The 13,971-nt window shown below is 71.2% G+C and carries 12 protein-coding genes and 1 pseudogene; 8 read left to right on the top strand and 5 right to left on the bottom strand.

Translation table 11 applies throughout. The features are described from left to right. Window positions 1–227 (top strand): annotated as a pseudogene (locus tag J0695_RS07160) (hypothetical protein); the annotation flags it as partial. 13 nt (window positions 228–240) lie between these two features. Here the strand turns inward: J0695_RS07160 and J0695_RS07155 are convergent. Further along, window positions 241–1,473: an amidohydrolase family protein gene (locus tag J0695_RS07155; RefSeq protein WP_206961004.1), complete on the bottom strand. Its 1,233-nt coding sequence runs from the start codon at window positions 1,471–1,473 to the stop codon at window positions 241–243. Window positions 1,474–1,665: 192 nt separating this feature from the next. Here J0695_RS07155 and afsR point away from each other — a divergent pair, with 192 nt between their 5' ends. Both afsR and J0695_RS07145 read left to right on the top strand, forming a co-directional pair. Further along, a complete protein-coding gene (gene afsR / locus J0695_RS07150; RefSeq protein WP_206961003.1) occupies window positions 1,666–4,608 on the top strand; it encodes an SARP-family global regulator AfsR in 2,943 nt (980 codons plus the stop codon). Window positions 4,609–4,816: 208 nt separating this feature from the next. Beyond that, complete coding sequence (locus J0695_RS07145) at window positions 4,817–4,984, top strand: hypothetical protein (protein ID WP_206960996.1); 168 nt, start codon at window positions 4,817–4,819, stop codon at window positions 4,982–4,984. A 126-nt stretch (window positions 4,985–5,110) separates the two neighbouring features. On the opposite strand, the gene J0695_RS07140 is transcribed toward J0695_RS07145, so the two are convergent. Continuing rightward, window positions 5,111–6,697: a FadD3 family acyl-CoA ligase gene (locus J0695_RS07140; RefSeq protein WP_206960995.1), complete on the bottom strand. Its 1,587-nt coding sequence runs from the start codon at window positions 6,695–6,697 to the stop codon at window positions 5,111–5,113. Between the two features lie 79 nt (window positions 6,698–6,776). On the opposite strand from J0695_RS07140, the gene J0695_RS07135 reads away from it, so the two are divergent. From J0695_RS07135 to J0695_RS07120, 4 genes are all read left to right on the top strand, one after another. Beyond that, on the top strand, window positions 6,777–7,925 hold the full coding sequence (locus J0695_RS07135; RefSeq protein ID WP_206960994.1) for a lipid-transfer protein: 1,149 nt from the start codon (window positions 6,777–6,779) through the stop codon (window positions 7,923–7,925). Between the two features lie 7 nt (window positions 7,926–7,932). After that, complete coding sequence (locus J0695_RS07130; protein WP_206960993.1) at window positions 7,933–8,358, top strand: Zn-ribbon domain-containing OB-fold protein; 426 nt, start codon at window positions 7,933–7,935, stop codon at window positions 8,356–8,358. Next, window positions 8,355–9,125, top strand: coding sequence for an enoyl-CoA hydratase/isomerase family protein (locus J0695_RS07125; protein WP_206960992.1), 771 nt, complete (start codon window positions 8,355–8,357; stop codon window positions 9,123–9,125). The genes J0695_RS07130 and J0695_RS07125 overlap by 4 nt, the downstream gene beginning before the upstream one ends. Window positions 9,126–9,194: 69 nt before the next feature. Further along, a complete protein-coding gene (locus J0695_RS07120) occupies window positions 9,195–9,764 on the top strand; it encodes a DinB family protein (RefSeq protein WP_206960991.1) in 570 nt (189 codons plus the stop codon). Window positions 9,765–9,784: 20 nt separating this feature from the next. Here the strand turns inward: J0695_RS07120 and J0695_RS07115 are convergent, their stop codons facing one another. Next, entirely contained in the window at window positions 9,785–10,330 is a 546-nt protein-coding gene (locus J0695_RS07115) for a hypothetical protein (RefSeq protein ID WP_206960990.1), read from the bottom strand. Window positions 10,331–10,379: 49 nt separating this feature from the next. After that, window positions 10,380–10,721 carry a hypothetical protein gene (locus tag J0695_RS07110; protein WP_206960989.1) on the bottom strand — a complete coding sequence of 114 codons (342 nt, stop codon included), beginning with the start codon at window positions 10,719–10,721 and terminating at the stop codon, window positions 10,380–10,382. Between the two features lie 168 nt (window positions 10,722–10,889). Here J0695_RS07110 and J0695_RS07105 point away from each other — a divergent pair, with 168 nt between their 5' ends. Then, window positions 10,890–11,534: a hypothetical protein gene (locus J0695_RS07105; RefSeq protein WP_372445715.1), complete on the top strand. Its 645-nt coding sequence runs from the start codon at window positions 10,890–10,892 to the stop codon at window positions 11,532–11,534. Between the two features lie 3 nt (window positions 11,535–11,537). On the opposite strand, the gene afsK is transcribed toward J0695_RS07105, so the two are convergent. Continuing rightward, window positions 11,538–13,940, bottom strand: a complete 2,403-nt coding sequence (gene afsK / locus J0695_RS07100) for a protein serine/threonine kinase AfsK (protein WP_206961001.1) — start codon at window positions 13,938–13,940, stop codon at window positions 11,538–11,540. Window positions 13,941–13,971 lie beyond the last annotated feature (31 nt).

Raw genomic sequence — 13,971 nt, 5'->3', positions numbered from 1 at the left:
CACCCACATCCACACCGCATCCGACCCCGCCTGCGCCGCCCTCGCCGAATCCACCCACCGCACCGGCCCCGCCGCCACAGCCCGCACCACCGGCGGACGGCGGCTCCGGTACGACGTCACTGCCCGCGACCGGCGCCGGGTTCACGCAGCTGATCGCGGGCACTGCCGTACTGGCCGCGCTGTGCGGATCCGTGACCTTGGTGGCAGCGCGCCGCCGCCGCCGCTGAAAGACTGACGGGGTCAGACGGTGGATCCGGGCCCGGCCCAGAGCCCGTCCGCCGTCAGCCCCAGCAGTTCGATCGCGTTGCCGCGCACGATCCGGTCCACCACGTCAGGGGCCAGATGCCCCATCTGCGCCTCGCCGACCTCCTTGGACTTGGGCCAGGTCGAGTCGGAGTGCGGGTAGTCCGTCTCGTACAGGACGTTGCCGGCCCCGATCGCGTCCAGGTTCTTCAGCCCGAAGGCGTCGTCGAAGAAGCAGCCGTACACATGCTCGGTGAAGAGCTCCGACGGCGGCCGGTGCACCTTGTCCGCCACCCCGCCCCAGCCGCGGTTCTCCTCCCAGACCACGTCGGCGCGCTCCAGGATGTACGGGATCCACCCGATCTGCCCCTCGGCGTACATGATCTTCAGGTTCGGGAAGCGCTCGAACTTGCCGCTCATCAGCCAGTCCACCATCGAGAAGCAGCAGTTGGCGAAGGTGATGGTCGAGCCGACCGCGGGAGGCGCGTCCGCCGACGTCGACGGCATCTTCGACGACGACCCGATGTGCATCGCGATCACCGTCCCCGTCTCGTCGCAGGCCTGCAGGAACGGATCCCACTCGTCCGTATGGATCGACGGCAGTCCCAGGTGCGGCGGGATCTCGGAGAAGGCCACCGCCCGCACCCCGCGCGCCGCGTTCCTTCTCACCTCCGCCGCCGCGAGGTGCGCGTCCCAGAGCGGGACGAGCGGGAGCGGGATCAGCCGGCCCTGCGCGAGCGGCCCGCACCACTCGTCCACCATCCAGTCGTTGTACGCCCGCACACCGAGCAGTCCGAGTTCCCTGTCCTTGGCCTCGGTGAAGGTCTGGCCGCAGAAGCGCGGGAAGGTCGGGAAGCAGAGCGCGGACTGGACGTGGTTGACGTCCATGTCGGCGAGGCGCTCGGGCACCGAGAACGAACCCGGGCGCATCTGCTCGTACGTGATGACTTCCAGGCGTATCTCGTCCCTGTCGTAGCCCACCGCCGTGTCCAGGCGGGTGAGCGGCCGGTGCAGGTCCTCGTACACCCACCAGTCACCGACAGGTCCGTCGTCGCCCTTCGCGCCCATGACCGGTGCGAACTTGCCGCCCAGGAAGGTCATTTCCTTCAGGGGGGCGCGGACGACGCGCGGACCGATGTCCTGGTACTTGGACGGGAGCCGGTCCCGCCAGACGTTGGGGGGCTCAACCGTGTGGTCGTCCACCGAGATGATCTTCGGGAAGGTCTCCATGGCGTTCATGCGCCCCACGGTAGACCCAATCTGACGAACCGTCAGCTCCCTGTACGGCAATGAGTTACGCGGGTGAGTCCGAGGGAGACCTTGTGCAGAGCGTCATCCGGTGATGACGGACCCGCCATGAACAAGGCAAACTGGCGGGTGCACATGAGCAGGACCAAGCAGTACGGGGTGCAGGGGGCAGCCATGGACCGTGACAGCGGGCCGCGCGTACCGGAGCAGCGAACTCCGGAGCATGGTCGGAACACCGGTGTGCGCTTCAGCGTGCTGGGCCCGGTGCGGGCCCACCGCGACGGCGAGGCGCTCCCCTCCGGAACGCCGCAGCAACGCGCCCTGCTCACCGCACTCCTCCTGCGAGACGGCCGCACTGCGACCGCATCCGAGCTGATCGACGCCATCTGGGGCGACGAGTCGCCGTCGCAGGCCCTGGCCGCGATACGGACGTACGCCTCACGCCTGCGCAAATCCCTCGGCTCCGGCCTCCTGGTCAGCGAGGCAGGCGGGTACGCGATCCGGGCCACCCCGGGCTCCCTCGACCTCGCCGTGGCGCAGGAACTCTCCGTTTCCGCCGACAAGGCAGCAGCCTCCGGGGACCGCTGCACGGCCCGCGACCGCATCAACGAGGCGCTCGCCCTATGGGACGGCGAACCGCTCGCCTCCGTTCCAGGACCGTACGCGGAGACGGAGCGCGCCCGCCTGGAGGAGTGGCGGCTCCAGCTCATCGAGACGCGCCTCGACCTGGACCTGGAGGTCGGCTGCCACGCGGAGGCCGTCTCCGAACTGACCGCGCTCACCGCCGCCCACCCCCTGCGCGAACGCCTGCGCGAGCTCCTGATGCTCGCCCTCTACCGCAGCGGCCGCCAGGCCGAGGCGCTCGCCGTGTACGCGGACACCCGCCGCCTCCTCGCCGACGAGCTCGGCGTCGACCCCCGCCCCGAACTCGCCCGCCTCCAGCGGCGCATCCTCCAGGCCGACGAGGACCTGGCCCGCCCCGCGGAGCCGCCCGCGGCGCCCGCGGCCACGGTGGTGCGCCCGGCCCAACTGCCCGCTACCGTCCCTGACTTCACGGGCCGGGCGTCCTTCGTACGCGAACTGGGCGACCGCCTCGCCACGACGGAAGGCCACGTCATGGCGGTCAGCGCAGTGGCCGGAATCGGCGGCGTGGGCAAGACGACCCTCGCCGTCCACGTGGCCCACGCGGCCCGCCCTCACTTCCCCGACGGCCAGCTCTACGTCGACCTCCAGGGCGCGGGCTCCCGCGCGGCCGAACCAGAAACAGTCCTCGGCTCCTTCCTGCGCGCGCTGGGCACCCCGGACTCCGCCATCCCCGACTCGCTCGACGACCGTGCGGCGCTCTACCGCTCGACCCTCGACGGCCGCCGCGTCCTGGTCCTCCTGGACAACGCCCGCGACGCCGCCCAGATCCGCCCCCTCCTCCCGGGAACGGCGGGCTCCGCGGCCCTGGTCACCAGCCGCGCCCGCATGGTCGACCTCGCAGGCGCCCATCTCGTCGACCTGGACGTGATGGCCCCCGAGGAAGCCCTCCAGCTCTTCACGAAAATAGTCGGCACGGAACGGGTCAACTCCGAACGCCAGGCGGCCCTGGACGTCGTAGCGGCGTGCGGATTCCTGCCCCTGGCCATCCGGATCGCGGCCTCCCGGCTGGCCGCCCGCCGTACCTGGACGGTCTCGGTGCTCGCGGCGAAGCTCGCGGACGAGCGCAGGCGCCTGGACGAACTCCAGGCGGGCGACCTCGCGGTGAAGGCCACGTTCGAGCTGGGCTACGGCCAGTTGGAGCCCCAGCAGGCGCGCGCCTTCCGCCTCCTGGGCCTGGCCGACGGCCCGGACATCTCCCTCGCGGCGGCGGCCTCCGTACTCGACCTGTCCGTGCAGGACGCCGAGGACGTCCTGGAGTCGCTCGTCGACACGTCCCTGCTCGAATCGGCGGCCCCCGGCCGCTACCGCTACCACGACCTGGTCCGCCTCTACGCGCGCTCGTGCGCGGAGCGCGACGAACAGCAGCCGCTGGAGCGGCAGTCGGCGCTCTCCCGCCTCCTCGACTTCTACCTCTCCACGGCCTCGCGGGTGTACGCGATCGAGCGCCCGGGCGACCGCCTGGTGGACCACCTGGAGACGACGACGTACGAGGGCCTGGCCTTCACGGACCGCCACGACGCCCAGGACTGGCTGTACTCCGAAGCCATCTCGCTCCTCGCGTGCGTACGGCAGTCGACGGGCGCGGGCACCCTGCGCCGGGCCGTCGACCTGCTCTGGTCGGCCCTGGACCTGGGTGAGTCCGGCGCCAACTCCAAGGAGTACGAGACGGCCGCCAGGGCCCTGCGGGACGCGGCACGCACGACCGGCGATGCCCGCGCCGAGGGACGGGCCAACATCAGCCTCGCCTATGTGCACCACGCGGCGGGCCAGTTCGACCAGGGCGACCGCGAGGCCGAAGAAGCCGCCCGGCTCGCCGACGAGACGCAGGACCTGATGTCCGGCTGCTGGGCGGCCAACCTCCGCGGCGCCATGGCGTTCTACCAGAACGGTGGGGCCGAGCACTTCGCCCGCGCCATCGAGGGGTTCCGCAACTGCGGCGACGTCCCCGGCGAGGCGAGCGCCCTGTGCAACCTCTCGCGCCTCCACCTCGCCACCGGGAACACCTCCAGCGCCGTCGATCTCGCCCGCCAGGGCACGGAGATGTACGACAGCATGGGCCACGCCCTCAAGGGCGCGAACGGCCGCTACGCGCTCGGGCTCGCGCTCACCAAGAGCGGACAGTTCGCAGCGGCGGCCGATCAGCTCAGGGAGGCGCTCGCCGTCTTCCGCGACAGCCGCCAGCGGCTGTGGGAGGGCATGACCCTCTTCCGTCTGGCCGAGATCGACCTCGCCGCCCGCCGCCCCGCCCAAGCGGCAGCGGGCGCCGAGATGGCTCTGACGGTGCTGCGCGGGATCGGCGGGGAGTGGCGGCGCGGCAACGTGCTGACGGTGCTCGGCCGCGCCCTGTTCGGAATCGGCCAGTCCGGCCGCGCACAGGTCTGCTGGCATGAGGCGCTCTCGCTCTTCGAGGAGCTCAAGTCCCCGGAAGCAGACGACGTCCGTGCGCTGTTGACCCCCGTAGCGGCGGCGTGACCCCCGTCACACCAGGGCGTTCATCGTTCGTTTATCGCTACCGGGCAGTCTCTGACCTGTCGAACCGTCGCGTCGGGGGGCAGACGGAATGACGAGAGGCCGTGGCCTTATGGTGAGCGGCCCGGATACGGCCCGCTCGGCAACCCACGGGGGAGTTGCCGGGCGGGCCTTCCCGACCTGTCACACAGCCAGTAACCAGGAGTTGACGATGAGCGAGACACCAGGAACCGACCCGGTAGTCGACCCGGACAACGTCCACGTCACGGACGCCAAGGCGTCGGACGACGACCTCACGACGGACAACGTCCACGTGACGGGCGGCAAGGACGGCACGGCGACAACGGACAACGTCCACGTCACGGACGACCCCGCCTGACCAGAACTTTCACGACGGGGAACGGGGAAGCAGCCGCGGTGGCCCGGAGGGGGAGCCACCGCGGCTGCTGCACGTCCGGTCACGATCCAGTTCACGCCATCGCACTCGCATCCGAGCCCACCGCAGTCACCCCACCTGCGCCCGCAGCACCGTCTTCAGGACCTTGCCGCTCGCGTTGCGCGGCAGCTCGGCCACGAACTCCACGTCCCTGGGCACCTTGTAGTTCGCCATCTCCCGGCGCGACCAGGCGATCAGGTCGTCGGACGTCAGCGTGGATCCTGGCCGCCGTACCGCGTACGCCCTGCCGACCTCTCCCAGCCGCGGATCCGGTACGCCGATCACCGCCACGTCCGCCACATCCGGGTGCAGGCCGAGCAGTTGCTCTATCTCCGCCGGGTAGGCGTTGAAGCCGCCGACGATGAACATGTCCTTGATCCGGTCGGTGATCCGGAGATTGCCCTCGGCGTCCAGTACGCCGACGTCGCCCGTCCGCAGCCAGCCGTCGTCCGTGATGGCCTTCGCCGTCTCCACGGGGTCCTCGAAGTAGCCCTGCATGACGTTGAATCCGCGCACCAGGACCTCGCCGGGCGACCCCGTCGCGGCCTCCACCCGTACCTCCGTGTCCGGGATCGCGCGGCCCGACGTCGAGGCGATGACCTCCGCCGGGTCGCCGCGCCGGCACATCGTGACGATGCCCGTCGCCTCGGAGAGGCCGTACGCCGTCAGGACCGTGGCGATGTGCAGTTCGGTACGGAGGCGTTCGACGAGCTGGAGCGGGACCACTGCCGCACCCGTCACCACCAGCCGCAGGGCGGAGAGGTCGTGGGCGTCGCGGTTCGGGTGGTCCAGGAGCGACTGGTGGAGGGTGGGCGGGCCGGGGAGGACCGAGATGCGTTCGGCGGCGATGTTGGCCAGGGCCGTGTCCACGTTGAAGACCGGCTGCGGGACCATCGTCGCGCCGCGCATCAGGCAGGCGATGATGCCCGCCTTGTAGCCGAAGGTGTGGAAGAAGGGATTGATGATCAGGTAGCGGTCCCCCTCGCGCAGACCGGCGAGGTCGCTCCAGATGTCGTAGCCGCGCAGGGTCTGCGCGTGGGTGATCACGGCGCCCTTGGGGCGGCCGGTGGTGCCCGAGGTGAACACGATGTCGGAGGGGTCGGAGGGTGACACGGCCTCCGTACGGGCGCGGACGTCCGCCGCCGTGACCTTGTCGCCGGAGGCGAGGAAGTCCTTCCAGTTGCGGAAGCTCGCGGGGGCGTCGTCCGCGAGGACCACGACCTCCTCCAGGTGCGGGAGCCCGGGGAGCGGCCCGTCGCCCGGTCCTTCCGCCGTGGCCCGGCGCAGTGAGGCCACGTACGAGGTGCCGAGGAAGGTCCCGGTGACGAACAGCAGCCTGGCCCTGCTCTGCCGCAGGACGTACGCCGCCTCCGCCCCCTTGAAACGGGTGTTGAGCGGGACGAGGACCGCGCCCGCCGTCACCGCGCCGAGCGCTGAGACGATCCAGTCGAGGGTGTTGGGGGCCCAGACCGCGACGCGGTCGCCCGGCTCCACGCCGCCGGCCATGCAGGCCGCCGCCGCGCGCTCCACGCGCTCGCCGAGTTCCGCATAGGTGATCCGGGTACGGCCATCGACGACCGCCTCCCGCTCCCCGTAGCGTTCGGCCGCGTACCGGACCAGCCCCGGGATGGTCCCCCACTGCAAGTCGCCGCGCATCGGATGCATCGCAAGCCTCCCGTTACCCGCCCCGTACCAGTAGCTGACTATCCGTCAGATTAGCTGTAATCTCCCGCCCATGGCGACCCTCAAGGATGCGACAGCAATAGTCGGGATAGGCCAGACCCCCTTCGCGAAGCAGCTCCCCGAGTCGGAGAAGGCGCTTGCCTGCAGGGCGATCGTCGCCGCCCTGGAGGATGCGGGGATCGCGCCCTCGGAGGTGGACGGGTTCGCCTCGTACACCATGGAGGAGACCGACGAGGTCGAGGTCGCCAAGGCGATCGGGGCCGGCGACGTCACCTTCTTCTCCAAGATCGGGTACGGGGGCGGCGGTTCGTGCGCGACGGTCGGACACCTGGCCTCGGCGATCGCGACGGGGCAGGCGAACGTGGGGATCGCCTGGAGGTCACGCAAACGCGGCAGCGGACCGAGGCCTTGGAAGAACACGGCGGTTCAGCTCCCCACACCGGGCCAGTGGACCCGCCCCTTCGGCCTCCTGCGCCCCGCCGACGAGATCGGGCTGCTGGCCCGCCGCTATATGCACGAGTACGGGGCGACGCGCGACCACCTCTTCAATGTGGCCCTCGCCTGCCGCAACCGGGCCAACCAGAATCCGGCCGCGATGATGTACGAGCGCCCGATGACCCGCGACAGCTATATGACCTCGCGCTGGATCAGCGACCCGCTCTGCCTCTTCGACAACTGCCTTGAGACGGACGGGGCGTTGGCCTGCGTCATCGTCTCGGCCGAGCGGGCGCGGGACTGCCGCCAGAAGCCTGTGTACGTCCACTCCGCCGCACAGGGCCTCCCCGCCCAGCACCACGGAATGGTCAACTACTGGAACGACGACCCGCTGACAGGCCCCGCGTGGACGGCGGCCCGACACCTGTGGAAACAGGCCGACTTCGGGCCCGAGGACGTGGACGTGGCGCAGATCTACGACGCGTTCACCCCCCTCATCCCGCTCTCGCTGGAGGGCTACGGCTTCTGCGGCCGGGGCGAGGGCGCCTCCTACACGGAGGGCGGCGCGCTGGAGATCGGAGGCCGGCTGCCCATCAACACGAGCGGCGGCGGCCTGAGCGAGGCGTACGTACACGGCTTCAACCTCATCACCGAAGGCGTGAAGCAACTGCGCGGCGTCTCCACGGCACAGGTCCCGAACGCGGCCACGTGCCTGGTCACGGCGGGCGAGGGCGTGCCGACATCCGCAATCCTCCTGAGGAGCTGAAGAACCCATGCTGCAGCCGGTCATCGACGACGACGGCGCACCCTTCTGGGAGTACGCCGCCGAGGGCGAACTCCGCATCCAGGAGTGCACGTCCTGCAACGAACTCCGCTTCCCTCCCCGCCCCTGCTGCCCGCACTGCCAGTCCTTCGAGAGCGACTGGCGGCTGATGAGCGGGCGCGCACGGATCTGGTCGTACGTCTTCCCGCACCCGCCGCTGCTCCCGGAGTACGCGGAGATGGCCCCGTACAACGCGGTGGTGGTGGAGCTCGCGGACGCCCCGCAGATCCGCCTGGTCGGGAACGTGGTCGCGGAGGCGGGCGCCCGCCTCGACTCGGTCGATCCGGGGAAGCTGCGGATCGGGGCGCGGGTGCAGGTCGTGTTCGCGGAGGTGGAGGGAATGACCGTCCCGCAGTGGTTGCTGGAGCGGCCATGAGCATCCTGGTACAGCAGTTCAAGGAGACGGGCGTCGCGGTCGTCACGATCGACCGCCCGCACAAGATGAACGCGATAGACCTGACGACGGCGAGCGAACTGACTGCGGTCTGGCGGCAGTTCAGATTCGACGCGACCGTACGGGCGATCGTCCTGACGGGCGCGGGCGAGAAGGCCTTCTGTACGGGGATCGACCGGGGCGCGGAGGTGGCGCAGCCCCCGTCGCCGTACACGATCGACGATCCGCTCCTGACGATCGGCCCGAAGTCCCAGGACCTGTGGAAGCCGGTGATCGCGGCGGTGCGGGGGATGGCGTGCGGCGGGGCGTTCTACCTGCTGGGCGAAGCGGAGTTCGTGGTGGCGGGCGAGTCCGCGACGTTCTTCGACCCGCATACGACGTACGGGATGGTCAGCGCGTACGAGGCGATGTACATGGCCCAGCGGATGCCGTTCGGGGAGGCGGCGAGGATGTCGCTGATGGGGACGGCTGAGAGGGTGTCGGCGCGCCGGGCGTACGAGGTGGGCCTGGTGAGCGAGGTGACGCCGGACGGCGATGAGGAGGCGGCGGCGGTGCGGTGCGCGGAGACGATCGCGTCGTACCCGACGGATGCGGTGCAGGGGACGGTACGGGCGCTGTGGGCGGGCAAGGCGGCGGCGAGGGCGGCGGCAACGGCCCAGGCCCCGCTGCTGATCGGCCTGGGGAACGCCCCGGCTTCGGAACAGGCGGGGCTGTTCGGCGCACGGGGACGGGAGTTCCGCGTGCGGTAGGGGCCCCGTCCCGCATCGCCTGACTGCCGTCAGAAAACGATTGGCGCGCTCGGGCCCTCACGGGCGATCATGCACCGCATGAGCGACCGACCCGCACGCTGGACGCAGGCGACCGTCTACCCCGACATGTGGGCGAACCCGGACGACGACCCCCGCGAAAGCGAAGGCCCCGGCCCGGAGGGCGAGCTCGCCACGCTGCTGGACTATCTGGCGGGATACCGCCTGACGCTCCGGATGAAGTGCGAGGGCCTGAACGCGGAGCAGCTGGCCCGTCGTTCGGTTCCGCCGTCGACGATGTCGCTGCTCGGCCTGGTCCGGCACCTCGTCGAGGTGGAGCGGGACTGGAACAACTGGGTCGACGACAGCGACCCGCTGCCGAAGCTGTACGGCAAGCGCGACGCGGACTTCGAGGGAGCGGTCGCCGAACAGGCCGTGGTCGACGCCGCGTTCGCGGATCTGGAGCGCGAGCAGGCCGCGACCGACGCGGCGCTGGCCCGGCACCCGGATCTGGGCGAGCATCTGGCGATGGACGACATCTCGGTGCGGTCGCTGATGGTGCACAGGATCGAGGAGTACGCCCGTCACTGCGGGCACGCCGACCTGTTGCGCGAGTGCGTGGACGGACGGGTGGGTCAGTAGCCCACCCGCCGGCCGATCCGCTAGCCGACCCGCTCGACCGACTCCACTTCGCAGCGGGCCACCCGGCTCACCTTCGACGGCGAGTCCATCGGCAGCGTCAGCATCCCGGTCCCTTCCGGGAAGCGCACGTTCACCGTCCCCGTCCCCCGGTCCACCACGGTGCCCGTCGCACTGCGGAAGACCAGCCGGACCCGGTAGGCATACGTGTCCGCGTACACGTCCCCCGTGCGCTGCCGCGCCATCACCTTCACCGTGGCCCTGGTGACGGGCTTCTGCTTGCCCTGGGCCTTCTGTACGCACGTCAGCACCGTCGCGGAGTCCGATTCCGCCGACGCGGACGGTGTCGGTGTCGGTGTGTCCGTGTACGTACTGCCGCCGGACGACGTCGAGTTGTAGTCGTCGTTGTCGTAGTCGTCATTGTCGTAGTCGTGGTGTGTCGTACTGCTCTTGTGGCTGGAGCAGCCGCCCCCGCTCGAACTGTGCCCGTGCTTCTTGCCGGAGAAGCCGGTCAGCGCCAGCACCACCGCCACCAGAACAGCCCCGAACCTCACGCGTCGCATCAGCATGCCGTGTACTCCCCCGTGCCCGTTGTCGGCGATACCTTAGCGGCGCGAACTACGAGATCCCAGCCCGGAGTTCGGCGACCCTCGGGGCCCGGCTCCTGGGCGAATCCAGGCTGAAGCTCCGCGCATCGCCCAGTTCGTCCCGGACAAATGCCTCGGTCGCCGCGACCGCCTCGCGCAGGGCCGCGTCCGGCGTGACGTACGACTGCCACACGATCTCCGCCGCCTCCACGTCGTACTCCCACAGACCCACCAGCCGCCCCCGGTCCACGATCATGTGCGCGGGCGAGTCCGAGAGGCCGTTCATCGGCTGGTTCAGGAACGTCCGCCCGCCGTCGGCCGCATCGAGCAGCCGTCCCAGGTCGCGGTGGAGCAGGTGGCGAGGGTTTCGCACCTGGCGTAACGACCACTCCTCAACGCGCCGCTCGCACCGCTCGGCCCCGGGGGCCTCACCGGCTTCGTGGCCGCTGCGCCGGCCTCCGACCGGCGGGGTTCCCTCCCTGGTGGCGAGGGTTTCGCACCCGGCGTAACGTCGTGATCAAGAGCTGCCGCCTGGAGGCCGATGATGATCCGCAACGTCCTCGGCTCCGCCGTGGCTCTGATTGGCGCGGCGGCCGCCGTATACAGCCCCTTCCAAGCTTGGTACGACGGCCGTCACGGCAGCGCCTACCGGATCCAGGACCTCTTCGGCGGGATCACCACCACGAAGGCCGCGGTCGCAGGATCGATCCTGCTTCCCTTCGCCTTCGCGGCCCTTCTCACCGTGGTCGGTGTGCTGCTCCGCTCCCGGATGATGGTGGCCCTCGCCGGACTCGTCACGCTCGGCTTCGCCGTGCTGTGGATGGTCAGGCAGTACCAGGTCTCCAGCAGCCTCGCCCTCAGCTCCAACGGCTCCGGCCTGGGCCAGGGCGTCGCCAACGCCCTCGGAGGCGGCGTCCTCCTGCTCGTGGGCGCGGCGCTGATGAACGGACGAGGCAGCCGCCGTGTGCAGCAGCAGCCCGCGCCGCAGTACGCACCCGAACCGGCACCCGTGCCGTACGGGCAGGACCCCTACACACAGGACCCGTCCTACGCCCCGTACGCACAACCCGAGGCCGACACCGCCACCTTCAGCTCCAGCGACCTCCCGCCCGAGCTGACTGCGCCCGACCCGTCGCCGTCGCCCCCGTCGCCGCCGTCGCCGCCGTCGCCGCCGAACAAGGACTAGTTGCTAGTTCCGCCCGGTCCCCGTCCCCTTCACCGCGTCCAGCGCGTACACACAGCGGTCCTTGCTGCACGCGTACACGACGCCGGCCTTCACCACCGGTGAGCCCGTGATCTCGCCGCCCGTCGCCAGCTTCCAGCGCAGCTGGCCGCCCGCGGCGTCCAGCGTGTAGAGGCAGTGGTCCGCGGAGCCGAAGTGCAGCCGGCCGTCGGCCACCACCGGTGCGCCGACCACCCCGCCGCCCGCCGCGAAGCGCCACTTCGGGGTGCCCGTCACCGCGTCCAGCGTGTAGAGCGCGCTGCCGCTGCCCACATGGACGTTGCCGTCGGCGACCAGGACCGGCTCGACCGACTGTCTGGACTCCGTCGCGATGCGCCAGCGGTCCTTGCCGGTCGTGGCGTCCAGCGCGTACACCGTGCCGAGGTAGTCCGCGAGGTACACCCCGCCCCCGGCCACCGCGGGGCCCGGCGCGAACGCCGGCGGGGAGAGGAAGACCGCGGGCGCCTCGAAGTGCCAGCGCACATGACCGGTCGCCCGGTCGATCGCCAGGACCCTGGTCCCGGCGGCGACGTACACATAGCCGTCGGCAGCCGGGGCGACCCGCACCGGCACTCCGCCGCAGGAGGCCGCGTCGCCCACCGGGTAGGACCAGCGCTCGGATCCGGTACGGGAGTCGAGGGCGAAGAGGCGGGCGTCCTTCCAGACGAACACGGTGTCCCCGTCGAGGGCAGGGCCCGCCTCCGGCGTCTCGAAGTCGGTCTGGCCGCCGGTCAGTTCCCACAGCTTCTCGCCGTTGGTCGCCTCGCGCGCCTGTACGCCGCCGCCTCGCGTCGCGGTGAGGACCGTGCCCCGGTCGGCGCGCAGCGCGTACACCCAGGCGTCCGTCTGCAGCCGCCAGCGGTCCGTGCCGTCGTTGGCGTCCAGCGCGTAGAGCGTGGGCCCGTCGGAGGCGTGGATGCGGCCGCCGGAGACCGCCATCGACCAGGCGACGTCCTTGGTCTTGAACTGGCGCCTGCCGCTGCCCACATCGAGCGCGTGCACCTCGAAGGAGGTGACGTAGAGCAGATCGCCCTCGACGACCGGGGTGCCCCACACGTCGTTCGACATACGGAAACGCCACGGCCGCCAGCGCGCCGCACCCTCCGGAGCCTGTACGGGGGCGGGTACGGCGACCGGAGGAGCCGCGGCCACGACCCCGGCGTCGGCGCCGTTGAGCCCGCCGCCGGGCGGCCTGACCCAGCCCGTCGCGGGGCCCGCCTCGGCCACCGCGTGGGACCGCACCTCGGCGGCGCGGGGGCCTGGGCCGATCGGGACCTGGGCGCCCGGCAGCCGTACCGGACCCTCGGCCGGCGCGATCCGCCAGTCGCCCTGCTGCTGGGGCTGCGGCTGATGCTGGTGCTGCTGCTGGTGCGGGGGGTGCTGCTGGTTCTGCTGCTGGTGCTGGGGCTCGTAGGCGGGGCGCGGCGGCGGCGAGGGCTGGGCCATGGGGCGCTGCGGGGCCTGCTGGGCAGGCGGACGGCCGCCGCGGCGCTGCTCGATCATCGCCGTGGCCCTGGCGGGCAGCCACGCGGACGCCGTACCGCTGTCGTCGCTCCCCGAGGAGAAGAGGTGCGGGGCCAGCTGGGCCTGCAGATCCTCGGGGCTCGGCCGCTTGCCGGCCTCCATGTGCATGCACGCCTCGATCAGCGGGCGCAGCTCGCCGGGCAGGCCGGCGATGTCCGGGCCCTCACGCAGCAGCATGAAGACCGTTTCCACCGGATTGGCCCCATGGAAGGGCGCATGACCGGTCGCGGCGAAGACCAGTGTCGAGCCGAGGGAGAAGACATCGCTCGCGCCCTTCACGTTGCGCGAGTCCTTCGCCTGCTCGGGCGACATGTACGCGGGAGTGCCCACGGCGACGTTCGTCATGGTCAGCCGGGTGTTCGAGACGCCGGACGCGATACCGAAGTCGATGACGCGCGGGCCGTCCTCGACGACGAGGACGTTGGACGGCTTCATGTCGCGGTGGACCAGACCCGCGCCGTGGATCGACTGCAGGGCCTCGGCGATCCCCGCCGCCAGCCAGCGCACCGCCTGGGCCGGCATCGGCCCGCACTCATTCACTATTTCTTCGAGGGAGGGGGCGGGTACGTACGCCGTGGCCAGCCAGGGCACGGCCGCGCGCGGGTCGGCGTCCACCACGGCCGCCGTGTAGAAGCCGGAGACGGCCCGTGCGGCCTCGACCTCGCGCGTGAAGCGCACCCTGAACAGCTGGTCCTCGGCGAGCTCGGTCCGTACCGTCTTGATCGCCACGCGGCGGCCCGAGGCCGACCGCGCGAGGTACACGAGCCCCATGCCGCCGGCACCGAGCCGTCCGAGCACCTCGAACGGGCCGATCCGCCTCGGATCGTGCTGCGTCAGCTGCTCCACCACTTGCCTGCCACCTCCCCGTACGGGCTCT

The sequence above is a fragment of the Streptomyces beijiangensis genome, from assembly GCF_017315755.1.
GTDB classification, from domain to species: Bacteria; Actinomycetota; Actinomycetes; order Streptomycetales; family Streptomycetaceae; genus Streptomyces; species Streptomyces beijiangensis.
Note: the sequence above shows the minus strand (reverse complement) of the source record. Positions and strands in the feature narration are given on the sequence as shown.

Bases quoted from the DNA above. Each gene is read 5' to 3' on its own strand.
- J0695_RS07155 (WP_206961004.1), bottom strand. From the start codon at position 1,473: ATGGAGACCTTCCCGAAGATCATCTCGGTGGACGACCACACGGTTGAG.
- afsR (WP_206961003.1), top strand. From the start codon at position 1,666: ATGGACCGTGACAGCGGGCCGCGCGTACCGGAGCAGCGAACTCCGGAG.
- J0695_RS07145 (WP_206960996.1), top strand. From the start codon at position 4,817: ATGAGCGAGACACCAGGAACCGACCCGGTAGTCGACCCGGACAACGTC.
- J0695_RS07140 (WP_206960995.1), bottom strand. From the start codon at position 6,697: ATGCGCGGCGACTTGCAGTGGGGGACCATCCCGGGGCTGGTCCGGTAC.
- J0695_RS07135 (WP_206960994.1), top strand. From the start codon at position 6,777: ATGGCGACCCTCAAGGATGCGACAGCAATAGTCGGGATAGGCCAGACC.
- J0695_RS07130 (WP_206960993.1), top strand. From the start codon at position 7,933: ATGCTGCAGCCGGTCATCGACGACGACGGCGCACCCTTCTGGGAGTAC.
- J0695_RS07125 (WP_206960992.1), top strand. From the start codon at position 8,355: ATGAGCATCCTGGTACAGCAGTTCAAGGAGACGGGCGTCGCGGTCGTC.
- J0695_RS07120 (WP_206960991.1), top strand. From the start codon at position 9,195: ATGCACCGCATGAGCGACCGACCCGCACGCTGGACGCAGGCGACCGTC.
- J0695_RS07115 (WP_206960990.1), bottom strand. From the start codon at position 10,330: ATGCTGATGCGACGCGTGAGGTTCGGGGCTGTTCTGGTGGCGGTGGTG.
- J0695_RS07105 (WP_372445715.1), top strand. From the start codon at position 10,890: ATGATGATCCGCAACGTCCTCGGCTCCGCCGTGGCTCTGATTGGCGCG.